General features: G+C 64.3%; 15 protein-coding genes and 1 tRNA gene. 12 read left to right on the top strand and 4 right to left on the bottom strand.

From position 1 onward, the window contains the following. Nucleotides 1-92: 92 nt before the first annotated feature. The 3 genes from ABH924_RS13170 to ABH924_RS13160 all read right to left on the bottom strand — a co-directional run bounded on the left by ABH924_RS13170 (nucleotide 93) and on the right by ABH924_RS13160 (nucleotide 5,207). Nucleotides 93-2,519, bottom strand: coding sequence for a transglutaminaseTgpA domain-containing protein (locus ABH924_RS13170; protein WP_404499414.1), 2,427 nt, complete (start codon nucleotides 2,517-2,519; stop codon nucleotides 93-95). 170 nt (nucleotides 2,520-2,689) lie between these two features. Further along, a complete protein-coding gene (locus tag ABH924_RS13165) occupies nucleotides 2,690-4,108 on the bottom strand; it encodes a DUF58 domain-containing protein (RefSeq protein ID WP_234750871.1) in 1,419 nt (472 codons plus the stop codon). A 22-nt stretch (nucleotides 4,109-4,130) separates the two neighbouring features. After that, nucleotides 4,131-5,207: an AAA family ATPase gene (locus tag ABH924_RS13160; protein WP_404499412.1), complete on the bottom strand. Its 1,077-nt coding sequence runs from the start codon at nucleotides 5,205-5,207 to the stop codon at nucleotides 4,131-4,133. 164 nt (nucleotides 5,208-5,371) lie between these two features. On the opposite strand from ABH924_RS13160, the gene ABH924_RS13155 reads away from it, so the two are divergent. The 5 genes from ABH924_RS13155 (at nucleotide 5,372) to ABH924_RS13135 (ending at nucleotide 11,515) form a co-directional block, all read left to right on the top strand. Beyond that, on the top strand, nucleotides 5,372-6,256 hold the full coding sequence (locus tag ABH924_RS13155) for a TatD family hydrolase (protein WP_404499410.1): 885 nt from the start codon (nucleotides 5,372-5,374) through the stop codon (nucleotides 6,254-6,256). A 266-nt stretch (nucleotides 6,257-6,522) separates the two neighbouring features. Then, a complete protein-coding gene (locus ABH924_RS13150; RefSeq protein ID WP_234750868.1) occupies nucleotides 6,523-7,665 on the top strand; it encodes a resuscitation-promoting factor in 1,143 nt (380 codons plus the stop codon). Nucleotides 7,666-7,771: 106 nt separating this feature from the next. After that, nucleotides 7,772-8,653, top strand: coding sequence for a 16S rRNA (adenine(1518)-N(6)/adenine(1519)-N(6))-dimethyltransferase RsmA (rsmA, locus tag ABH924_RS13145; RefSeq protein ID WP_234750867.1), 882 nt, complete (start codon nucleotides 7,772-7,774; stop codon nucleotides 8,651-8,653). Further along, on the top strand, nucleotides 8,650-9,627 hold the full coding sequence (locus ABH924_RS13140; protein WP_234750866.1) for a 4-(cytidine 5'-diphospho)-2-C-methyl-D-erythritol kinase: 978 nt from the start codon (nucleotides 8,650-8,652) through the stop codon (nucleotides 9,625-9,627). The genes rsmA and ABH924_RS13140 overlap by 4 nt, the downstream gene beginning before the upstream one ends. Nucleotides 9,628-9,679: 52 nt before the next feature. Further along, nucleotides 9,680-11,515: an ABC-F family ATP-binding cassette domain-containing protein gene (locus ABH924_RS13135; protein WP_404499408.1), complete on the top strand. Its 1,836-nt coding sequence runs from the start codon at nucleotides 9,680-9,682 to the stop codon at nucleotides 11,513-11,515. A gap of 1,153 nt (nucleotides 11,516-12,668) precedes the next feature. On the opposite strand, the gene ABH924_RS13130 is transcribed toward ABH924_RS13135, so the two are convergent. Continuing rightward, a complete protein-coding gene (locus ABH924_RS13130; protein ID WP_234751058.1) occupies nucleotides 12,669-13,268 on the bottom strand; it encodes a TetR/AcrR family transcriptional regulator in 600 nt (199 codons plus the stop codon). 276 nt (nucleotides 13,269-13,544) lie between these two features. Here ABH924_RS13130 and ABH924_RS13125 point away from each other — a divergent pair. The 7 genes from ABH924_RS13125 (at nucleotide 13,545) to ABH924_RS13095 (ending at nucleotide 23,488) form a co-directional block, all read left to right on the top strand. Continuing rightward, nucleotides 13,545-13,616: transfer RNA gene (locus ABH924_RS13125), tRNA-Gln, on the top strand. 154 nt (nucleotides 13,617-13,770) lie between these two features. Then, entirely contained in the window at nucleotides 13,771-15,279 is a 1,509-nt protein-coding gene (gene glmU, locus ABH924_RS13120) for a bifunctional UDP-N-acetylglucosamine diphosphorylase/glucosamine-1-phosphate N-acetyltransferase GlmU (protein WP_404499406.1), read from the top strand. Beyond that, nucleotides 15,276-16,256: a ribose-phosphate diphosphokinase gene (locus ABH924_RS13115; RefSeq protein WP_028266439.1), complete on the top strand. Its 981-nt coding sequence runs from the start codon at nucleotides 15,276-15,278 to the stop codon at nucleotides 16,254-16,256. The genes glmU and ABH924_RS13115 overlap by 4 nt, the downstream gene beginning before the upstream one ends. Nucleotides 16,257-16,521: 265 nt before the next feature. Next, complete coding sequence (locus tag ABH924_RS13110) at nucleotides 16,522-17,094, top strand: 50S ribosomal protein L25/general stress protein Ctc (RefSeq protein ID WP_234750863.1); 573 nt, start codon at nucleotides 16,522-16,524, stop codon at nucleotides 17,092-17,094. A 105-nt stretch (nucleotides 17,095-17,199) separates the two neighbouring features. Further along, complete coding sequence (gene pth, locus ABH924_RS13105) at nucleotides 17,200-17,784, top strand: aminoacyl-tRNA hydrolase (protein WP_404499403.1); 585 nt, start codon at nucleotides 17,200-17,202, stop codon at nucleotides 17,782-17,784. A gap of 246 nt (nucleotides 17,785-18,030) precedes the next feature. Beyond that, entirely contained in the window at nucleotides 18,031-20,751 is a 2,721-nt protein-coding gene (locus ABH924_RS13100; protein ID WP_404499401.1) for a LuxR C-terminal-related transcriptional regulator, read from the top strand. Between the two features lie 76 nt (nucleotides 20,752-20,827). Beyond that, nucleotides 20,828-23,488, top strand: coding sequence for a LuxR C-terminal-related transcriptional regulator (locus ABH924_RS13095; RefSeq protein ID WP_404499399.1), 2,661 nt, complete (start codon nucleotides 20,828-20,830; stop codon nucleotides 23,486-23,488). Nucleotides 23,489-23,591 lie beyond the last annotated feature (103 nt).

Genomic DNA, 23,591 nt, shown 5'->3' with positions numbered 1-23,591 from the left:
GGCCCCGCCGGCGAGGGTCCCTGCCTGAGCTTGCGAAGGCTGGGAGCCGGCGGGGACTTGCGAGGCGAGGGTGGCGGTGGGGATTAGTTGGGTCAGCGCCGCCAGCGGATGGCTTCGAACAGTCTCTGCACGGATGCTGCGGCCCGGCGTGCTGCCGCGGCGGAAATGCCACCCAGCCGGCGGAAAGGTGACCACAAGAGCTGGAACCACCTGGACATCAACGACGGCGGGAACCAATCCGCACGGAAAACCGCGAACCAGGAGGCATTGCGCCGGAACGCGGCACGGACTGCCGCGATCCGGTCCCCGGCCGTGTTCGCTTGTTCCGCTGCAGTATTCGCCGGGGTCGCCGGGGGACCGTAACGCTGCCGTTCGAAGTCGCCGGTGAGCGATGCAAGCGCGTGCTGCCCGGCGTAGTCGGCGGCTCCCGACGGCGACGCTGCCGCCGCCGGGGCTCCGAGCGCAGCCGAGTTGCTCAATCGCGCCGCGAAGTGCCTCGGCGTTTCGCTGGGCACGGGCGGTATACCGTAATCCGTGGCGAGGTCCTGAAGCTCAGCCCATGCCAGAACCGGACCATCCCGGGGCGGGGCCGGACCGGCCGCACCCCCCGAACCGGTCTGATTGGCCCGTGACGGCCTCAGGCGCCGCGCCCGGATGCCGGAGCGGACCAGCCGCGGGGAGGCGGCCAACACCGCCAAAAGGAGCGCGGCGGCGGTGGCATAAAGAACGGTCGCGGAGCCGGTGGCCGTGCCCGATCCAACCCCCGGACCCGCAAGCGGCGGTACGGCGGCGGTGCTCGGCGCGGTAGTCGGCGAACCCGGGGTCAGGTTCTCGTCGTGCAGGTTGGTGCTCGGGCCGCCCGGTGCGACAGGTTCGCTCGCATAGGGCGGGACGACGCCGCGGGAAGGGGTTGGTTCGAAGGCGACCCAACCGACTCCCTCGAAATAGAGCTCGGGCCAGGCGTGGGCATCGCGGGCATCCACCTGGTACTCCGGCAGGGGTTCCTGTCCTGCCACGGCAACTGTGGCCCCTGTGGCGTGGCCCGGCGCATAGCCCACGGCGATGCGGCTCGGGATTCCGTCCAGCCGCGCCATGACGGCCATCGCAGAGGCGAAATGCACGCAATAGCCGCTCTTCTGCTGCAGGAAATCGGCAAGCACGGACATGCCGTTGCCGTCATAACCTCCCTGGACCGGAGCCTGCAGGGAGTAGCTGAACTGGGACGAGCGGAGATAGTCCTGGATCGCCATCGCCTTGGCATAGTTGCCGTCGGCGCCGGCCGTCACTGCCTTGGCGGTGTTCTTCACAATGTCCGGGACATTGCTTGGCAGCTGGATGAAATCCTGCGAGATGGAGGTGGGCTTGGCGTTGTCTTGGCTCAACGTTGCGGACGTCAGGGCCGGCAGCGCCGAATACACCGTGTACTGCTGGTTCCTCGTGGTGCCGTCCTCGCCACGGATGCTGAGCGTTGCGGGATCCCATGACCAGCGTCCGCTCAGACCGTTGACGGCTGTCGGCGCATAGGGGACCGGCAGGTACGGACTGGTGAATTGCCCGGTATCGATCACTGTCACTTGGCGCACCAGCTCGGAGGGGAGCGGGTAGTCCGGCGCCATGCGTCCCGGTCCAATGCGCCGGGAGGCTTCGCGGTCGTCCGGTGCCCAGGTATCGCCGTCGAACTTGTCAATGGTGACGGAGCGCAAGTACACCGGGGCCGTGGAACTCGTGGCATAGGTGATGCTGCCGTCGCCGGTTGGATTCCGCAGGCTGTTGCCGAGCGTGATCATGGGGTTCAGGCCGTTGGAGACGCCCCAGGGATTCAGCCGCGAACCGACCGGAAACGTCCCGCGCTCGAAGCCCGGAACCGCCAACGGCAACAGGAGCCCCAGCACCAAGGCCACGCCACCGATCACCATGGACCGTTTGAGCTGCCCCGTGCCGTGGGCGTTGTCGGTCTGCAGCCGCGAGTCCGGTGCGAACCACTGGCTGCAACCCAGGATCAGGATGAAGCCGACGGCGGCGGCGAGGAATCCGGGCAGCCCGCCGCCCAGCGGCTTGATCGTCGCCGGGAACACGAGGACAACCAGCAGGCCCAAGCCACTCGTCGCAGGCATTCCGAGCGGGACCGCCAGGGCATCGATCAGGATAGTAACCAAGCCCAGGCCCGCGCAGGCGACGAACACTATTCCGGCGTTCGGGGAGACGGGTGCTGTCTCCGATACGACCGTTTCGCCGGCCCGTTTGAGGAATTGGCCCAGCGTGTCAAGGGTCGTGCCGGAAGGAATGAAGCCTGCGATGCTTTCCGGCCGGAAGAAGGTGAAGTCGAGGATGAACACCAAGGCGAGCAAGCCGCCCAAAGTGGTGAGCACGGGGTGGACCCTCAAGGCACGAAGCACAGCCAGGGTCAATCCGACGACAAACACCGTGGTGATGGCGGGAACCAGCCAGGCCCAACCCCTGAAAACCCCGTTGAGCGAGAGCGAGGCGCCGAGTACGGCGAAAGCGATGGCCGCCGACATTGCCCAAGGGTAGGCTCCGGGTCCTGGCGTTCGCGGGCGGGGCGCCCTTCCCGGACCGCGGGCCCTCCCCGGACCACGGGCGCTCCCCGGACCACGGGACGAAGGGTCCGTTGTCCCTGCCTGCTCCGGGCCCGGGGACCGTCCGGGAGGGCTGTTCCTGGAGGTAGTGGTCATCGCGGCACCGCCGCGCCACGGCGGACATCCATCGCTGCGGCAGCAGCTGCGAGGATCTCTCCTTGATCGAACCCGGCCCATGCCGCGGGAAGGTCCGTTCTCGAACTCACGGCGACGGCACGCCAGCCGCCCAGCTTCAAGGCTTCGATGACGGGCTGGACATGGTGCGGGTGGTCGGTAACCACGAGGGCAAAAGCGTTGGCCCCGTAGCCGGCCGCCGGCGCCAACGCGCGGGCCTCGGAGAGCGGCATGTTGCCGAGCAGCGCGAGAACGGGGCCACGCAGGCGGTGTGCCGCCAGCTTGTCCATCAGGTGGTCGTCGAAGGGCGCCTCGGCACCCTCGACGACGGCCGCTTCTTTACGGCCGCGCTCGCCGTGGACGTGCCGTGGGCCGCTGAGCTGGATGGCTGCGAGGCTTTCGGCAATGGATTGCAGGCCTCCCAAACCGCTGAATTCCTCGGTTTCGGGATACGGGGCGGAGCGGGATGCGCGGAATGCGGGGTGTCCTGCAGCATCGAGGAAACGCAGCGAATAGTTGCGATCGGCAAGATGGGCACTGATCGACATCGCTGCCGTCACGACCCATTCGAAGTTATCGCTGCTCACCAGTTCAAAAGCGTCCTCGTGGGCAGGGCCGAAGACCGCGGCCGAGCCCGATACGAAAGCGGAATAGCGCTGGTCCATGATGATGGTCGCTTCCGGCGTGGTGACGGATTCCTCCTGCCGCACCATGAGTTCGCCGTGCCGCGCCGTCGCGGCCCAGTGGACGCGTCGCATGGGGTCGCCGTGCCGGTATTCGCGGGTCATCACGTCGTCGTCGCTGGGATTGGCGCGGATCCGGGTGGCCGTCACCCCGTCGTTTCCGCGTGCGCCGGCGAGGCCGGTGGCGGGGAGTTCGACGGCGGCAGGCGTCACGGTGAGGATGTCGCCGTCGTCGATCTCGTGCCGGTGCAGCGACAAGCCGAAGGGATCGCAGAATTCGGCCGTGACGGGACCGATCCTGAACTGGCCGCGCTTGCCGGAGCGCAAATGGTATTCATACCGGCTGGTGCCGCCGGAAGCGGCACGGGCAGGAAAGCGAAAGGCCGGGGGTTCGCCGAAGCGCGGCGGCAACTGCTCCTCCATGATCACGGGCCCGGCGGCCGCCCCAGTCCGTGCAACTGCCAAGCGCACCGTGGCCGTGGAGGAGGTCTCCACGGAGGAGGGGTGGAATTCGCGGAACACCTGGAAGCGCGGTTTGAGGATACGGACGCCGGCAAGCGATACCAGCGGCAGCACCACCAGCAGGATCCCGAGGGCCAGCAGGTCCCGCCTGCCCATGATCTGGGCAAGCAGCATGGAACCCGCACCGCTGGCAAGCAAGCCCCAACCGCGGGTAGTGAACAGATGCTTCGGAAGTAGATCGATCAGCGCCATGCCTGCCCCCTCCTTCGCTCTCCTAGCTGCCGCGGCGTTCCGCGCCAGCGTCTTGGCTTACCGGGAGGGAGGCCAGGATCGCCCGGATGATGCTCTGCGGAGTATCACCGGAACTCGCGGCCTTGCGGTCAAGGATGATGCGGTGGGCCAGGACGGACTCGGCTACGGAAATGACGTCGTCGGGAAGGACGAAATCCCTTCCGTCAAGGGCAGCGGTCGCCTTGGCCGCCCGCAGTAGTTGCAGCAGGGAACGCGGGCTGGCTCCGAGCCGCAGGCGGGCGCTGTCCCGGGTGGCCCGGCCCAAGGCAACCGTATATTCCTTGACCGATTGGGAAACGTAGACCTGCTGCACCGTGGCGATCATCGCGGCGACGTCCGCGGAAGTGACCACCGGGGTGACTTTGGCGAGGGGTGAGACCGCCTGATGCGTCTCGAGCATCTCGATCTCGGAGAGCTTGTCCGGGTAGCCCATCGAGATGCGGGCCATGAAACGGTCCCGCTGCGCCTCCGGCAGCGGATATGTTCCTTCCATTTCGATCGGATTCTGCGTCGCGACAACCATGAACGGCTCGCCCAGCTGGTACGAATGGCCGTCCACCGTCACTTGGTGTTCCTCCATGCATTCGAGGAGGGCGGACTGCGTCTTGGCGGAGGCGCGATTGATTTCGTCTCCGATCACGATGTTGGCGAACACCGCACCCATCCGGAACTCGAACTGCCGCGAGGACTGGTTGTAGATGGAGACGCCGGTGACATCCGAAGGAAGCAGGTCCGGGGTGAACTGGATACGGCTGACCTTGCAGTCGATGGTGCGGGCGAGGGTCTTGGCGAGCAGCGTCTTGCCGACACCCGGCACGTCCTCCACCAGCAGGTGGCCTTGGGCGAGGAGCACGGTGAGGGCAAGTTTGGCGGCCTCGGCTTTGCCGTCGATGACTTTGTTGATGGCCGTCAGGATTTTCTCGCTGGCAGCGTGGAATTGCTCAGGATCCATGACCGTCGGCTTGTGCCCGTTGAGGGACTCGCGCTCAGGTGGCAAGGCAACCACGGCCTCGTCCGGCAGCAACTGTTCATCAACGGTGCCGTGTCGCTTTGAGTCCATGGACAATCCCCTCAGCCATGACAGAACCTCAGCCGGGCCGCGTTGCCCTGGCCGGGATATACCGCCTTTTGTACCAGACTACCCAGCCTAGGCCCGCCGCAGACAGAGGCAGCTTCCGGAGGAGTGATCAGGAAGGCATCAGCAGAGAAAGATAGGGTGGATTCATGTGCAATTCCCTCCCGCCGGCTTCCTACCGCGCGCCCGAAACCGGCGATTCCCGCAGGGAATACCCGCCGGCTCCCGAGCCCCTGCCGGTCCCCGTAATGGACAACCACACGCACCTCGACTTCCGGCACGGCCTGCTCGAAGTCGCGGTGGCGGATGCTTTGGACGCGGCCGAGGCCGTAGGTGTCCAGGGCGCGGTGCAGGTAGGTTGCGACCTTGAGTCATCGCGGTTCACGGTCCAGGCGCTTGACGCGGACCGGCGGCTCCTCGGAGCTGTCGCCATCCACCCCAACGATGCCCCTGTTTACGCGGGCCGCGGAGAGCTGGAATCGGCGCTCGCGGAAATCGAAGAGCTGGCGGCCCACCCGAGGGTCCGTGCGATCGGCGAGACCGGGCTTGATTTCTTCCGCACCCACGGCGACGGACTGGTGCACCAGCGCCATTCGTTCCGCCGTCACATCGATATTGCGAAGAGGCTGGACCTCACCCTCCAGATCCACGACCGTGACGCCCATGACGACGTCGTCCAGGTTCTCCGGGAGGAGGGGGCCCCGGAGCGGGTGGTATTCCATTGCTTCTCGGGCGATGAAGAACTGGCGCGAATCTGTAACACGAACGGCTGGTATATGTCCTTTGCGGGCACCATGACGTTCAAGAACGCGACAAATCTGAGGGACGCGCTGGCCATCGCGGATCCGGACCTGGTGCTCGTCGAAACCGATTCCCCGTTCCTCACACCGCACCCCTACCGGGGCCGTCCGAACGCGAGCTACATGGTGCCGTACACCGTCCGTTCCATGGCTGAAGTGACCGGAACAGAGCTTTCCACGCTGTGCTCGCAACTGGCTCAAAACACTGTCGCGACCTACGGATCCTGGGACTGAGCAGAATCCGCATTACATACCCAGTATGTAAAAATCTTGGTCACTTTATAACGCTTCGGTTACAGTGGGTAACCAGTAGCCGGGGTCGGGGAAGGCCTTCGGACAACTAACTCCGTTCGCAATTGGTGTTTTCAGTTGAATTGAGTGTGGCGGCGCACAACTCCGCTGCAGTCCTCATGCATGCTTCGGCCTGCATCCGGGACCGCGGCAGGAGGCCCCTGTGCGCTTTTCCCCGTGCCCGGATGGTCCAAAAGTTACGGGCAAACATGGTCAAGTTCTTCACCACGGGCGGCAAGTTCAGTTTCGTCAAGGTAGGTGCGCAGCTGCTGGTGCTTTTGGCACTGGTACTGGGAGTCGTTGCTTTTACCGGCAACAACAAATCAGTCACCCTCAACGTCGACGGCAAAGTGAGTTCCGTCCAGACCTTCGGCAACACCGTTGACCAGGTGGTCAAGGCAGCCAAGGTTGATCTGAAGGCTGAAGACCGGGTCTCCCCGGCCTTGGACGCCTCGGTGCAGAACGGCTCCATCATCAACGTCAACCTGGCCAAGGCCGTCACCGTCAGCCTTGATGGCGCCCAGCGGACGGTCAACACCACGGCCCCGAACGTCGAAGGACTCGTCTCCGAACTCGGCGTCGCGAGCGCATCGGCTGTCTCCCAGCCTAAAGACACGCAGCTGGCCGTCTCCGGATCCTATGTTTCGATCCTGACCCCCAAGACGATCAGCCTGATCGTGGACGGTCAGAGCTCTTCAAAGACCACGACGGCGGCCGACGTGGGAACCGTCCTCAGCGATGCCGGCGTCTCGCTCGGCGCCAACGACCGGGTTTCGCAGCCCAACTCGGCTCCCGTTGTCCAGAACATGGTCATCAAGGTTTCCCGGGTGGACACCAGCAAGACCGCAACCGAGACGGAGAACGTCCCGTTCGACACGGTCACCACGGAAGACGCCACCCAGTTCAGCGACCAGAAGACGGTAACCCAGGAAGGGGTCCTTGGACTGCTCAGCAAGACGTTCAAGCTCGTCCTGGTGGATGGTCGTGAAGCTTCGCGGACTTTGGTCTCCTCTGACGTCACCGTCAAGCCGGTCTCCGCGAAGGTGACGGTCGGAACCAAGGAACGCCCCAAGCCTGCCCCCGCGGCTTCCGGACCCACTGGCGCGCCAAACGAGGCAATGTGGGACAAGGTTGCACAGTGTGAGTCCGGCGGGAACTGGGCCATCAACACCGGCAACGGTTACTACGGCGGCCTGCAGTTCGACATCCAGACCTGGATCGGTTCCGGCGGTGGCGCTTACGCTCCCAACGCCGCCGCCGCCAGCAAGGCCCAGCAGATCGACATCGCCAACCGCGTCTACGCACAGCGTGGCCTCGGACCGTGGGGCTGTGGCTGGGCAGCCTCCAGCTAGGCAAAATGAAATTGGCCGGGTCCGGAATCTTCGGGCCCGGCCTTTTCGCGCGGTGAAAACGGCGGGCGGGCGCTCCCGCCAGTCGGTCAGACGATACGATACCTAGGTGACTGAACCGAATTCCGAACCCGCCGCCGTCGCACCCCTCCTGGGAGCTGCGGACATCCGACGGCTCGCCGAGGAAATCGGTGTCCGCCCGACAAAGACCCTGGGCCAGAACTTCGTCATCGACGGCAACACGATCCGCAGGATCGTCTCTGCCGCCGGTATCGATCCCGAGGAAACCGTGCTGGAGGTCGGGCCGGGGCTGGGTTCGTTGACGCTCGGCTTGCTCGACGCCGCCAGAACAGTCGTCGCCGTCGAAATCGATCCCGTACTGGCCGGCAAGTTGCCGGACACGGTGCGCACGTGGCGCCCGGAGGCCGTGGACGATTTCCATCTCGTCCTCTCGGACGCCATGAAGATTACGGAACTTCCAGTACAGCCCACGGCCCTCGTGGCCAACCTGCCGTATAACGTGGCGGTTCCCGTGGTCCTGCATCTGCTCCAACATTTCCCGAGCCTGCAACACGGGCTGGTCATGGTCCAGGACGAGGTGGCGGACCGGCTGGCCGCGGGTCCGGGCTCCAAGATCTACGGAGTCCCCTCGGTCAAGGCCGCCTGGTACGGCCACATGCGCAAGGCCGGCGTGATCGGCATGAATGTCTTCTGGCCGGCGCCGAAGATCCACTCCGGGCTCGTGTCCTTCACGCGCGGCGCACCCCCGGCGACGCACGCCACGCGCGAACAGGTCTTCGCGGTCATCGACGCCGCATTTGCCCAGCGCCGGAAAACGCTCCGCGCGGCCCTGGCAACTTGGGCCGGGAGCGCGGCGGAGGCCGAACGTTTCATCGTGGCTGCAGGCGTTGATCCGACGGCCCGCGGAGAGGTGCTCGATATCAACGCGTTTGTCCGGATCGCCGAGGCACGCCACCCCCTGGACGCATGAATCCGGCAATCAGCGGTGTGAACCGCGGGCGCTTCGTCGCACGGACCGTACGCGTCCGGGCACCCGGCAAGGTGAACGTTTCCCTCAACGTCGGTCCCTTGCGGCCCGACGGCTACCACTCGGTGGCCAGCGTGTATCTCGCGGTGTCCCTGTACGAGGAAGTAGCTGCCACGAGCACTGAGGGGCCCGGGATTACGGTCAGTATCGGTCCCTCAAGCACCTTGGACCTCGACGGCGTGGACATCCCCTTGGACGAGCGGAACCTGGCCTACAAGGCTGCTGCCATCATGAGGGATGTCTCGGAGAACCCCACGGGCGTGCACTTGGAAATCACCAAGCGCGTCCCCGTTGCCGGAGGCATGGGCGGCGGCTCTGCCGACGCCGCGGCAACGCTCCTGGCCTGCGATGCGCTCTGGAACAGTGGTTTGTCACGCGAAGAACTGGCCCACCTTGCAGCTGAGTTGGGCGCGGACGTGCCGTTCTCGCTCCTCGGAGGCACCGCCGTCGGGCTTGGCGTCGGCGACGAACTCTCACCCGCCCTCGCGAAAGCGCAGATGGACTGGGTCTTGGTCTGCGCCGACTACGGACTCTCCACACCCGAGGTTTTCCACACCTTGGACAGGCTTCGGAACACCGAGGGACTCGACATCCCTGAACCGCTCGAGGTCGACGCCAAGATCCTGCAGGCCCTGCGCGACGGGAATCCCGACGCCCTGAGCAAAGTCCTTATCAACGACCTCCAGCGCGCCTCGATCAAGCTGGCTCCGCAATTGCGGGACACCATTGGGATAGGGGAGTCGAACGGCGCCCTTGCCGGGATTGTTTCCGGCTCCGGCCCCACCGTGGCTCTGCTCGCACACAACCCCCGGGCGGCCGAGGGACTCGCCGAGGACCTCCGGCACCTGGGACATAATGCCCTTGCTGTGCACGGCCCGGTTCCCGGTGCCCGGATCATCTCCGATACCCTCCTTTGACAAGTCGCCTGTAGCGATTTTCCGGACTATTCACACCAGAAAGTAGTACCCAGTGGCCCACCTGCTCGGCGGTGAAAACCTCACCGTTTCGTTCGCAACCCGCACTATCCTCGACGGCGTAACCCTTGGTTTGGAGGACGGCGACAGGATCGGCATGGTCGGACGCAACGGTGACGGTAAATCCACGCTGATGCGCTTGCTGGCATTGCGCTCGACTCCCGACTCCGGCCGCGTGACCAAACGCGGCGACGTCAATGTCGGCTACCTCGACCAGTCCGACGTGCTTGACGGCGACCTCACGGTGGGGGCCGCGATCGTCGGTGACCAAGCTGACCACGAATGGGCCGCGAACCCCAAAATCCGGGAGATCATGGGCGGCCTCGTGGCCGACGTCGATTGGCACGCCAACGTGCATGCCCTCTCCGGCGGACAAAAGCGCAGGGTCGCCTTGGCCAAGCTCCTCATCGAGGACCACGACGTGATCATGCTCGACGAGCCCACCAACCACCTCGATGTGGAAGGGGTCGCCTGGCTCTCCCGGCACTTGAAGACCCGCTGGCGGGCCAACCAGGGCGCGTTCCTTGTGGTGACCCACGACCGTTGGTTCCTGGACGAAGTCTGCAACCGGACATGGGAAGTGCACGACGCCATGGTGGACCCGTTCGACGGCGGTTACGCGGCCTACGTGTTGGCCCGCGCCGAGCGTGATCGCTCCGCATCCGTCGTCGAAAGCAAACGGCAACAACTGGTCAAGAAGGAACTGGCGTGGCTGCGCAGGGGCGCTCCGGCGCGCACGTCGAAGCCCAAGTTCCGCATCGAAGCCGCCAACGAGCTGATCGCCGACGTTCCTGATCCGCGCGACTCGGTGGCCCTCAGCAAGATGGCAACCGCCCGGCTCGGCAAGGACGTGCTGGATCTTGAAGGCGTCTCCCTCGACTTCAAGGGTGACGACGCCGGCCGGAAGCTCTTCGACGACGTGACCTTGCGCTTGGCGCCGGGGCAGCGGCTTGGGCTTGTGGGCGTCAACGGCGCCGGGAAGTCCACGCTGCTGAGGCTCCTCAACGGCGAGATCACGCCGAGTTCCGGAAAGGTCAAGCGTGGCAAGACCGTCGTCACCGCGGTGCTCAGCCAGGATGTCAAGGAGATCGACGACGTATCCGACCTTCGCGTGATCGAGGTTATCGAACGCGAAAAGCGCTCCTTCAGTGTAGGTGGCAAGGAGTTCTCGGCCGGGCAGCTCGTGGAGCAGCTCGGGTTCACGAAGGAAAAGCAGTGGACTCCGGTTTCAGACCTTTCCGGCGGTGAGCGGCGCCGCCTGCAACTCCTGCGCCTGCTGGTGGGCGAACCGAACGTCCTGATGCTCGACGAACCCACCAACGACCTCGATACCGACACCCTGGCCGCCGTCGAAGACGTCCTGGACGGCTGGCCCGGCACGCTCGTCGTGGTCAGTCACGACCGCTACCTGCTGGAACGCGTCACGGATTCCCAAATGGCGCTCCTGGGCGACGGCAAGCTGCGCGGGCTTCCGGGCGGCGTGGACCAGTACCTGGAATTGCGCGAAGCCGCGTTGGCGAGCGGTGCGGTGACCGGCGGAGCGTCGAGCGGGAGCGCCAGGCCGACGGCGGCAAGCGGCTCGAGTGCCGCCGCTTCCGGGCCGAGCGAAGCAGAGAAGCGTGAAGCCCGTAAAGACCTGAACAGGATCGACAGGCAGCTGGGCAAGATCGCGCAACAAGAAGAGAAGCTCCACGTCCAAATGGCGGCCAAGTCCCAATCCGGCGACTTCGACGGCCTCGGCGAACTGAACACCAAGCTCCAGGAGCTCCTCGAAGAAAAAGAAGGCCTGGAGCTCGAATGGCTTGAGGCGGCGGAGATCCTGGGGGAGTAGGCGGGCTGGGACGTCGCGGATTCCCGCGGTCACTTTGGGTGCCGGGGCCGGACAACGGTCCTTCGGCGTCGCTTAGACACAACGCAAAGGGGCTACTCGCTCGCTGAGCGAGCTCCTAGCCCGTTGCGTCGCGATGCGCTCCTTTCCGAAGAACCGCCGTCCGGCGGTTAAGGGGCGGCGGACTGCCGGCGTCGTCCGCCAGACGTGAGATGGGGACGGGGTCCGAATCGACACCTAAATGTGCCCCCCACCGCATTTCGAGGAATTCGATGCGCGGATTCCGGTGTCGACAGGGATTTTGCGTTTCGGCGGGCTCGTCGGCGTCGGAAGTCGGGGCGCGGGTCGGAAGCGGTTGCTTGGTGGATCGCGGGCGCTTCTCGACGCCCAAATGTGCCTATGACACGGAAAGAGGAATACGACGCGCGGATACGGGCGTCGACAGGAATTTTGCGTGTCGGCAGGGCACATCAGCGTCGGAAATCGGGGCGGGGGTCGGACGGCGGTTGCTTGGTGGATCGGGGGCGGGTTTCGACGCCCGAATGTGCCTATGACACGGAAAGAGGAATCCGACGCGCGGATACGGGCGTCGACAGGAATTTTGCGTGTCGGCAGGGCACATCAGCGTCGGAAGTCGGGGCGGGGGTCGGACGGCGGTTGCTTGGGGAATGGGCGGGTTTCGACGCCCAAATGTGCCTATGACACGGAAAGAGGAATACGACGCGCGGATACGGGCGTCGACAGGAATTTTGCGCGTCGGCGGGACACATGGGCGTCGGACGGAGCAACGAAGCGCACATCGGGGTGATCCCAAACGGAACGTTGGCAAGAGCGGTGCTGCGGGCCTTCGGGTAGGAGCGCATCGCGGCGCATCGGGGTTTGGAGGTCGCTCTGCGACCGGAAGGCCCCTTATGCGCTGTGTCTAAGCGACGGCGAAGGGCCGTTGCGCCGCGTGGGCTACCAAGGAAACGCGCGAAGGTGACGGCGGACGCGACCAAGGGCGACGGCGAAGGGCCGTTGCGCCGCGGAGGTGACCGCGGACACGTGCGAACGGCCGTAGCGACGCAGAGATGACCACGGAAACGCGCCTAGACGAGCACGGACATGTGCGAACGGAAGTCGGGCCGCGGAGTCGAGCACGGGAGCGCCAGACGCCCTAGACCTCGCTCCGCAGTTCCGGTTCTTTTTGCAGGCCCGTCAGGCCGTTCCATGCGAGGTTGACCAGGTGGGCGGCTACTGCGCGCTTGTCGGGCTCGCGGTGGTCCAACCACCATTGGCCGGTCATGGCCACCATGCCTACCAGCATTTGGGCGTACATGGCTCCGTCGGCTGCGCTGAATCCGCGCCGGGAGAATTCGTCGGCGAGCAGGTTTTCCACGCGATCCGCCACGTGGGAGAGCAGGGTGGAGAAGGCGCCTTCGGGTTGGGAGGGCGGGGCGTCGCGCATGAGGATCCGGAAGCCGTCACTCCGCTCTTCGATGTAGCCAAGCAAGGCAAGGGCCGCCTGTTCAACGAGGACGCGTGGTTTGGCTTCGGCGGCGAGGGACTCGTTGATGGCGTCGAGCAGGATCCGGAATTCGAACTCCACAACCTGCGTGTAGAGGCCTTCCTTCGACCCGAAGTGCTCGTAAATCACGGGCTTGGACACGCCTGCGGCGGCTGCGATTTCGTCAATGGTTGTGGCGTCAAGGCCGCGGGCGGCGAAGAGGCCCCGGCCTATTTCGATGAGCTGGGAGCGGCGCTGGGAGCCTGTCATCCGGGCACGGGCAACCTGGGCTGCGGGTGCATGGTTGATCACCCTGGAACCCGTCGATTGCCGGGGAAGTCCTGTGCTGTTGCTCACGCATCCATCATGCCTCATGTCAAGCGTGAAGCGGCGTCGGGAGGGCCCGTCAGTACCGCTGAAAAGGACTCAGGAATGCACCAAGTCGCGAACACCGCAATGGTCATGGCAAACTAGATTCTTGTGTGTGCGACCCGGTCAATCGGGAACCCGGCGGACCCTGCGTCCGCAAGGGCCACGTGCGCACGGTCCGCTCTGGTGTAATGGCAGCACCCCGGCCTTTGGAGCCGTGGAGTATAGGTTCGAATCCTATGGGCGGAACTTGTCGGTGGTCTGCCGGCACCGCCTCTGAAGGCACCGTCTCTCCCGAAGCTGTCCACTGGCTGCGCGGAAGGCTGTGAACCGGCAAGAGTAGGATAGAGCAGATGCCGCAGCCGGGTTCGCCCGGACGTAACCGAGCAAGGAGAGCGACTTCGTGAGCCCCGATACTACTGGCCCCGCCGCTGTAATTGTCCTAGCTGCCGGAGCCGGTACGCGGATGAAGTCGCGGACTCCCAAAATCCTTCACGAAATCGGCGGACGCTCCATGGTGGCGCACGCCATCCTCGCGGCGCGTTCCATCGATCCCCAGCAGCTGGCCTTGGTGGTCCGCCACGAACGGGACCTCGTCGCCGCGCACATTGGACTGATCGATCCCGACGCCGTCATCGTGGACCAGGACGATGTTCCGGGAACCGGACGCGCGGTGGAAGTAGCGCTTGACGCCTTGGACGCGAAGGCCGAACTCAGCGGCACGGTGGTGGTCACATATGGCGATGTGCCTTTGCTGACCGGTTCCCTTCTCTCCGAGCTTGTTGCCACGCATGAATCCGAGGGCAACGCAGTGACGGTCCTGACCGCGGTCCTCGACGACGCCAATGGTTATGGCCGCATCCTTCGTGCCGAGGACGGCACCGTGCTGGGCATCCGCGAACACAAGGACGCCAGCGATGCTGAGCGCTCCATCCGAGAGGTCAACTCCGGCATCTACGCTTTTGACGCAAAAGTGCTTCGCGAGCAGTTGCGCAAAGTGACCACCGAGAATATCCAATGCGAAAAGTACCTCACCGACGTGCTCGGTTTGGCGCGCGACGCCGGAGGCCGGGTTTCCGCCGTCGTCACCAAGGACCGCTGGCAAGTGGAAGGCGCCAACGACCGCGTCCAACTGGCCGCGCTGGGAGCCGAGCACAACCGCCGCATCGTTGAAGCCTGGATGCGTGCCGGCGTCACGGTCGTTGACCCGGCCACCACGTGGATCGATTCGACGGTAACCCTGGATGAAGACGTCCGCCTCCTGCCCAACACACAGCTCCACGGCACCACCACCGTGGCGCGCGACGCCGTCGTCGGCCCCGACACGACCCTCACCGACGTTTCGGTGGGCGAAGGCGCGAAGGTGACCCGCACCCACGGCTCGGGATCCACTATCGGTGCCGGAGCCAGCGTGGGTCCGTTCACCTACCTGCGCCCCGGCACTGTCCTTGGGGAGACGGGCAAGATCGGCGCCTTCTACGAAACCAAGAACGTGACGATCGGCCGCGGTTCGAAGCTGTCCCACCTCGGCTATGCCGGCGACGCCGAGATCGGCGAGGACACCAACATCGGCTGCGGCAACATCACGGCCAACTACGACGGCGAGAAGAAGCACCGCACGGTGATCGGCTCCGGCGTACGGACCGGTTCCAACACCGTCTTCGTGGCCCCCGTAACGATTGGCGACGGCGCGTACAGCGGCGCCGGTGCCATCATCCGCAAAGACGTTCCCGCCGGAGCCCTCACCCTGAGTGTTGCTCCCCAGCGAAACGCCGAGGGCTGGGTCATCGCCAACCGGCAGGGCAGCAACTCGGCCCAGCTGGCACAGGCTGCGCAAGCCGCGCATGGCTCCACTGCCACCCCCGATTCCTCAAGAACTCCAGCAACCACAGAAGAGGGCACACAGGCATGAGCGAAATTACCGCACACGGCGAGAAGAAACTAGTTCTCGCCGCCGGACGGGCGCACCCCGAGCTGGCGCAGGAAATCGCCAAGGAGTTGGAAACCGAACTCCTGCCTATCGACGCTTACGACTTCGCGAACGGGGAGATCTATGTGCGCTCAGCGGAGAGCGTCCGTGGGACCGACGCCTTCGTCATCCAGGCGCACCCGGCCCCGCTGAACAACTGGCTCATGGAGCAGTTGATCATGATCGATTCCCTGAAGCGCGCCTCCGCGAAGCGGATCACGGTTGTTTCGCCGTTCTACCCGTACGCCCGGCAGGACAAGAAGGGCCGCGGCCGCGAGCCGATCTCCGCCCGTTTGGTGGCAGACCTCTACAAGACTGCCGGCGCGGACCGCATCATGTCTGTAGACCTGCACACGTCCCAGATCCAGGGGTTCTTCGACGGCCCCGTGGATCACCTCATGGCCATTCCGCTGCTTGCCGACTACATCCGCACCAGGGTCGAAGCGGACAACATCACCGTTGTCTCGCCGGACACCGGCCGTGTCCGCGTTGCGGAACAGTGGGCCGAGCGCCTAGGCGGCGCGCCGTTGGCGTTCGTCCACAAGAGCCGCGACCTCACGGTGCCGAACCAGGCTGTCTCCAAGACCGTCGTCGGGCAGATCGAAGGCCGCACCTGCGTCCTGATCGACGACATGATCGACACCGGTGGAACCATCTCCGGCGCTGTCCAGGTCCTCAAGAACGCCGGTGCCAAGGACGTCATCATCGCGTGCACCCACGCCGTGTTCTCCGAGCCGGCGGCACAGCGCCTGGCCGATTCCGGTGCCCGCGAGGTGGTCGTCACCAACACCCTGCCGATTCCGGCCGACAAGCGCTTCCCGCAGCTCACGGTGCTCTCGATCGCACCCTTGATTGCGCGCGCGATCCGCGAAGTGTTCGACGACGGTTCCGTCACCAGCCTCTTCGACGGCAACGCCTAGTCCCCGGACCAGGGTCGTTTTCCCTTTGGCGGGACGCGGCTGCTAAACTCTTGGGGATACCTTGGCGAGGGAGAGCACATCCGGGTTAAAACCGGATTGCGGGTCTCCGTTATCGACTGGGTCTGAATCTCCTTCAACGAAGGCGGACTGAAGCTGCTGCTCAGCGGCTGGCAATCCGCCGGGCGTGGAAGGTCACCACAGACCTCCGCCCTTGCTGATCGACTTGCCGGCAATTTGCCGGCGCCACAGTAATCAAGGAGTACACATGTCTGAGCAGAAGCTCGCAGCAGAACTGCGCACCGAATTCGGCAAGGGTTTCGCCCGCCGCGCCCGTGCAGCCGGCCAGATCCCGGCCGTCATCTACGGTCACGGTGCGGAGCCCCTCCACATCAACCTGCCGGGCCGTGCCACCACCCTGGCCGTCCGCGTCTCCAACGCACTGTTGGCCCTTGACGTCAACGGCGAAGAGCACCTGGCCCTGGTGAAGGACATCCAGCGCGACCCGATCAAGCAGATCATCGAGCACATCGACCTCCTGACCGTCCGCAAGGGCGAAAAGGTTACCGTTGACGTGGCCGTCCACGTTATCGGTGAAGCTGCCATTGGCGCAGTCGCCAACCAGGAAGCCACCACGGTTTCCCTCGAAGCCGAGGCTACGCACCTGCCGACCTTCGTCGAAATCAGCATCGAAGGCCGCAAGGCGGGCGAGCACGTCCACGCTTCGGACATCGTCCTGCCGACGGGCTCGGAACTGCTTACCGATCCGGAGACGCTCGTTATCCACATCTCGGAGGCCACTACGGAAGCCGAGGAAGAGGCAGCTCCTGCCGCTGAGTAGTCTTCCTGACTAGTCGAGGCATACGCCTTTGCGAGTGGCCGGGTCCCCGAGGGGGCCCGGCCACTTCTTTTTCATTCCACCCTCTTGATTCCCTAGGATGACTCCATGACAGACACCTGGCTGATCGTAGGCCTTGGCAATCCCGGCGCTGAATACAGCCACAACCGCCACAACGTCGGCCAAATGGTCCTGGATGAACTTGCCGCGCGCATGGGCGGAAGCTTCAAAGCCCACAAGGCCCGGGCCCAGGTGGTCGAGGGCAGGCTCGGAATCGGGGGGCCTCGCGTAGTACTGGCGAAACCGATGAGCTATATGAATGTTTCCGGGGGACCCGTTTCCGGCCTGGCCAGGTTCTTTGACATCGCTCCGGATCACGTGATTGCCGTCCACGACGAGATTGATATTCCCTTCAATACCGTTAAATTGAAGATCGGCGGCGGGGAGGGCGGGCACAACGGCCTGCGGGATATTTCCAAGGCTTTGGCTACAAAGGACTACCTGCGGGTTCGCGTCGGGGTCGGCAGGCCACCCGGGAGGATGGACACCGCGGATTATGTCCTCAGGGATTTTGGAGCCTCCGAGAAGAAAGAGCTTCCATTCCTCCTGGATGAAGCGGCGGATGCTGTCGAGGTATTGGTGACTGAAGGTTTGCTGGCTGCCCAGCAGAAGTTCCACCCGGTCAAGGCCTGAGCCCCACCGCCTCCCTCACCTCGCTTCGCTCGGCCAGGAACCCCGGCGGCGTGGGCCCGCCAGTTGATTCGGGCACACTCATTCAGTGGTTAACAAGTACCCTGATCGTTCGTCCGCTGACTAATTGATTCGCGCCGATCGCTATGATACTTTGCAAATCACTGCTGGGGGTGAAGAGGAAATACAAATGCAAACGACCCGCTGAACGTCACGTCCGCCAGAGCTGCGAAGGTAGCGTGATCTAAATTGCGAGCAACACCGGAATCTGAAACAGAGCGACCCGCAACGGAACGGCAAGCACTGGGCGCTGCAGAACGTCGAAAATGGTCGTCGCTGGTCAGGCAGGATCTTCAGAACACGGTCATTGAAGCGCTCGACGACCCGTCGTTGTACGGAGTAGTGGTGGTTGGCGGGCCCGGCGTCGGCAAAGCGACTTTTGCCCGTTCGGTGGAGGCCCGGCTCACTCCAAGGACCCACGTACTGCACCTCCACGGCTCCACGGACGCCACTACTCCGTTTGGGGCGCTGGCCCATCTGCTCGCGCGGCTGCCAGTCGATGCCGCGGATTCCCCTGGCGCGATCATCCACGGCATCTCGCACTTGATAAGTTCGGACGCCGCGGGACGCGAAGTGCTGTTGGTCCTTTCGGAACTTCCCGCTTTGGACAGCATGAGCACGGCCCTTTTGGTGCACTTGTTAATCAGTGGGACAGCAAAAGTCCTCGTCACTGTCCGCCAAGCCACAGACATGCCGGAAGACCTGGTCAGGCTATTGAAAGACGGCCTCCTGGACGAGGTTCAACTTCAGGTTTTTTCCCGCGCGGAAGTTGCCAAACTGCTCGGCGGGGTCCTTGGGAAACGAGTGACCGCTACGGCTGCAAGCGCTTTGCACGCGTCCAGCGGTGGAAACCCCCTGGTACTCCAAGCCATCGTCACTGAACAGCTCCGCTCAGGCAACCTGCATCTGGCCGGGCAGGTTTGGGCAATGAAGGGCGAAATCCACCTTTCTTCCGCGGAAGTCCTGACCGACCTGGTCCGCTCGCGCCTGGCCCGGGAGAGCCCTGCGGTCCAGGAAGCGCTGGAGCTTCTTGCCCTCATTCGAACGGCCCCACTCGCCGTGTTGTTGGACGTCCTGGAACCTGAAGTGGTTGCGGAGATGGAGTGGTCCGGCTACCTCCGCATCGAACCGTCAGGCGCCCGCCGGGTGGCGCTGCGCGACGAGTACATGGGTGAGGTCATTCGGGGCTGGATGGACCTGCCACGGCGGAATGAACTGCGGCGGCTCGCCGCCGGGGTGATCGGCAGCATTACCTGGGACCTGGATGCCGAGGCACTCCTGGGCTTTGCCTCTTCGACGCTGAACGTCCGCGAAACTCTTGAACCCGGAGTGGCCCTGGCGGCTGCGACGGCAGCGAACAGGCAATTCGATCCTTGGTTCGCCTTGGAATGCGCCCGGCAGATCGGGCGCGAGGACAAGGAATGGGTGGCTGCCGCCCAGCAACGCTGCGTTTCCCACGTCATTCTGGCTGAGCACGAGGCTGCGGTGGCCGCTTTGAAGGATGTGACGCCCGAGCAGCTTCGGCGCCTCCCGGCCTATGACTATGCGGACTATGTCCAGGAGCTCTGCAGTGCGCTGTTGTGGATTCCGGGTGGGCACCTCCAGATACCCGGCCTGATCGCCGAGGCCCTTGAGGATCTTTCACGCCGGTCGCAAGAGGTCGGAGCGGATGCCACGGAAATTGAACGGGCATCCGGGATGCTTAGGGTCGCGGGTTTCGAGCTCCAGGTCCATCAGGGCGAGTACTCCGAAGTTGCAGAGGCCTTGGAGCAGGAGTACCGGGATGGCAATGATCTTCAACAAAGGTTGAGTTGCGGGAGCCTGCTGACCATGGCCTGGGCAGTACTTGGCAGGGAAATGGAGGCCATCGAGCTGGCGCGCGAGCTGAAGCACAAGATACAGCGCGCAAAGGCGCGGCCGAGATTGCACAACTGGTTGTCCGAGGGCTTGTTTGCCGCACTCCTTTGCAGCGGGCAGTGGGAAGAACTGGCCCGGATGCTGACGGCGACCCTCGATCAGCAACCAAAGAACATCCACTACCTTGGCGGCGCCGCCGAACTTGCCCTGGGCGTTTCCTACACCTATGCCGGACGGGCTTCAGTCGCGATCGACACCCTGCTGGGGGCCCAGGCGCAGTTGGAAATCAGGCGCAACTACTACGGACCAGCGTTGGCCTACTCCGCGCTCGCTTTTGCCTACGCCCAGGCCGGCGACGTGAGGGAATCCCGGACTTTTCTCGAATTGGCTGAAAAGGGACAAGGGGAAACTGCGTGGTTCCCCGCCTGGATGGCCGAATTCTGCGTCAAGATGGCAAGGCGCTGGCTGAAGGATCCCGGGGCGAAGCAGAGTCTCATCGAGTCGGCCAACCGGGATTTGGCGAAGGGACGGATCACCACGGCATCCATCAGCCTCTTCGGCGCGACCGTCCACGGCACCGAGGAGGAACTGTTGCTCCTGGAGCAGGTCTCATCCCGTCGCCAGGGCAAGATGGCCGCAGTGAACCGGATGGTGGCGGAGGGAACCCGCAAGAAGGACCCGAAGACGCTGCTTCTTGCCGCTTCGGTTGCCCAGGAACTGAAGTTGGATGCGGTGGAGTCGCGCTGTGCCGTCCTGGCCTTGGACATCGCCCGGGAAGCCGGCGATTCAGCGTCCGCGAGGCTGGCCCAGCAACGGCTGGATCGCTTGGTGGGTACCGTGCCGGTACTGCCCCTGACACCACACACTTTCGGACCCGAACTGACGGAAAGGGAGCGTCAGGTTGCAAAGATGGCCAGTCAAGGGTTGAGTAACAAAGAGGTAGCCAACCAGTTGCAAGTTTCCGTGCGCACAGTCGAAGGCCACCTCTACCAAATCTTCACGAAAATGGGAATCTCATCGAGGAGCGAGCTTGAAGGAACCGCGCAGTCATGACAACGCTGCGATGGTACATCGTCATGGCGGAGAAAGCGGTACAAGGCCGCCTGAACCGTGGCTCGACTATGGGCATTTGCTTCCTGGAATCACAGCCGCCATCCGTGCCGATGATTGCTCGGCCGTCTTCATTGTGGGCGATTCCGGACTCGGCGCGTCATCTCTCCTGGCCCAGCTGGGCAGCGTCTTTGGCGGCGAACTTGCGGTAGTCCCGATTCACGGAAGTCCGTCACTGACCGCTGTCCCGTATGGGGTACTAGCGCCTTTTCTTTCCCATCTTTCACTCGCCGACATATCTTCCCGGGTCGCTGTGCTTCGCTCACTCTGGGATCACCTCGAGGGCATCCGCGTAGGTACCGGACCAGCTTTGCTGCTCGTCGATGACGCGCACTACCTGGACGATGCCACGTGCGCGATGCTGACGGAGCTTGTCCAGGCCGGATGGGCAAAAATCGTGGCCGCGTGCGTTCCACGGCCGGGAGTTCCCGGGCCGCTCCTGCGATTGTGGCACGAGGGAACTGCCGAGTGGTTTGACCTGGAGCCGTTGACTGCAGAGCAAGGCCACGAACTGTGCGAGGCATTACTGGGGGGAATCGTCCTGAACAGCACGAGCCATGGGTTCTGGACCGAGGCAGGGGGCAACACCCTTCTTCTGAAGACCCTTGTCCGCGAAGCCGAGAGCTCGGGTACCCTCGTCCAAAGACACGGCGTTTGGCTCAAGACGGCCGCAACACCGGTCCACACGGTGAAGCTGGAGGCCGTTGTCAAACTTCAGCTGATGCGCATTTCGGCCGCGGGCAGGGAAGCCTTGAGCTTGATTGCATTAGCAGAACCGGTGGACGAGACGTTGATTAACGTTGTGGCCGGAGAAGCGTCCGTCCAGGAGCTGGTGGACCAGCATTTGATCAAGCCAGCAGGCAATGGGTTGCCAACCCTCCGGCTCGTCAATCCGGTCTACGGAGAGGTGCTCAGAAGCATCGTCCCGGCCGCGCAGAGCCTCCAACTGCATCGGCAGCTGATCTCCCGGATGGATGTATTGGAGGACAACCCGGATTCCTTGTTGCGGATGGTGACGTGGTCACTTGACTGCGGGGCGGACGTACCAGATCGTCTCTTGATCCGGGCCGCGGTCCTTTCGGCCAGGCTACTGCAGAGCGAGACGGCATTGCGCATGGCGGCTGCGGTGCGGGACACACAATGGCAATCGGTTGCTCAGGCGGTTATGGCCCGATCATACTTCAATCTCGGCCGCCGGGACGAGGCCGCGGCAGTCTTGGTCCAGGAAACGGTGGATGGCGACGCCGGACCCTCCCACGTAGTATCAGCCAGCCTTCTGCGCGCAGTCACGCGTGCCGCCGTCGGGCAGTCCGCTTCCTTGATCCGGGCAGAGGCCGAGGTCCTCCGCGAATGGGGCGAACAGCAACCCGGCCTCGAGGGCCAGAGGACGCCGGACGCGAAAGCCTCGGTGCCGCTCGCCGTCACCGTGATCGGGCTGCTTGCCGGCTCCGTGGACGGCGACTACGGGAGGATGGGCCCTGAACTGGAGCGCGTGCTTCTTCAGTCGGGAACAGTGGAAGGCGCTTTGGCCCCACTCTTGAGGGCCCTGGCGCTGGCCCTGAAGTCAGAAATGCTATGCGCCCTGGGCCGCGGGCGTCAGGCAAGGCTGTTGGTTCTCGAGGCTGCCGCCCTGGTGCAGCCGCAGGAGAACGATGTCTTCTTCGTCCCCGAGTTCATCTCCGCCCGCCTCGTCATTTGCGCATTGGCTGTAGGTGACTGGGCCGACGCACAAAAGCTCCTCGACAGGTACTACGAATCGTCGGGTGTCTCGATGGCATCCTTCGGCGGGGCGGCCTACGTGGTGGCCGGGTACATCGCCATCAGGCAGGGAAAATCCGGCGACGCCTTGCCGTTGCTGACTGCGGGACTCGAAGCCTTGCGGGACAGCGATCCGCAGAATCTCTTCGGACTGTGTGCTGCCATGGCTTTCTATGCCGCAGCCGGCGCCGGGCTGCCTGAAGCCGAACGGTTCCGGGCGGACTACAAGGCCTGGGGACAACACAGCACCCACCTTCTCGCGTCACAGGCAGGCAGTTTTTTCGACGCCGCACTGGAACTCCTCAACGCTGACGGCTCCGGCCTGGAGGCGTTGCACCGCAACGCTGACAACGCGGCGAAGGAAAACGCCACGTACCTTGAACTTCATGCCCTGGAGCTTGCACTTGGTCTGGGAGACATCAGCAGGCTGGACCGGTTTTGTGAAACCGCGGCTGAAACGGAGGGCGAATGGGCGCAAGCGCTCGCCGAATACGGGCGGGCACTTAAGTTCGGGGGTGCTGCCCGGTATCTATCCGCAGGAGAGAAGCTGCAGGCGGCCACCGTTTACCATTTAGCCGCGAAGGCTTATGGTCTGGCGCTGGCAGCACCGGATCGCAGCCGCACCAAAGAGCTCAGTGCCGTTGCGCGCGCGGGGCTGGCGCGCTGCAACGAAGAACTGGGCCAGGGCAGCGAGGAAACACAGAGCGAGTCCGTCGTTCCGAAGCTGACCAGGAGGGAATGGGACATTGTCAATCTGGCGGTCCAGGGCCTCACCGACCGGCAGATTGCGGACACGCTGCTTATCTCGGTCCGCACCGTCGAAGGGCATCTGTACCGGTGTTATTCGAAATTGGGGATCACCGGCAGGGACGAACTTGCCGGGGCCGCCGCCGTCGCACAGGGAACATCGAGTACAAGCTGAAGCGTGGGATGGCCGCAGGGCAGTAGTAGTGCACTCTCGATTCGAACGAGGGCCACTGCCGGCGACGAGTACCCGCCACCAGGGGCAAAGGTACTCACACCCG

The sequence above is a fragment of the Arthrobacter sp. GAS37 genome, assembly GCF_044908325.1.
Taxonomy (GTDB): Bacteria; Actinomycetota; Actinomycetes; order Actinomycetales; family Micrococcaceae; genus Arthrobacter; species Arthrobacter ramosus.
The sequence above is the reverse complement of the archived record's forward strand: the minus strand, read 5'-3'. Positions and strand labels throughout refer to the sequence as shown.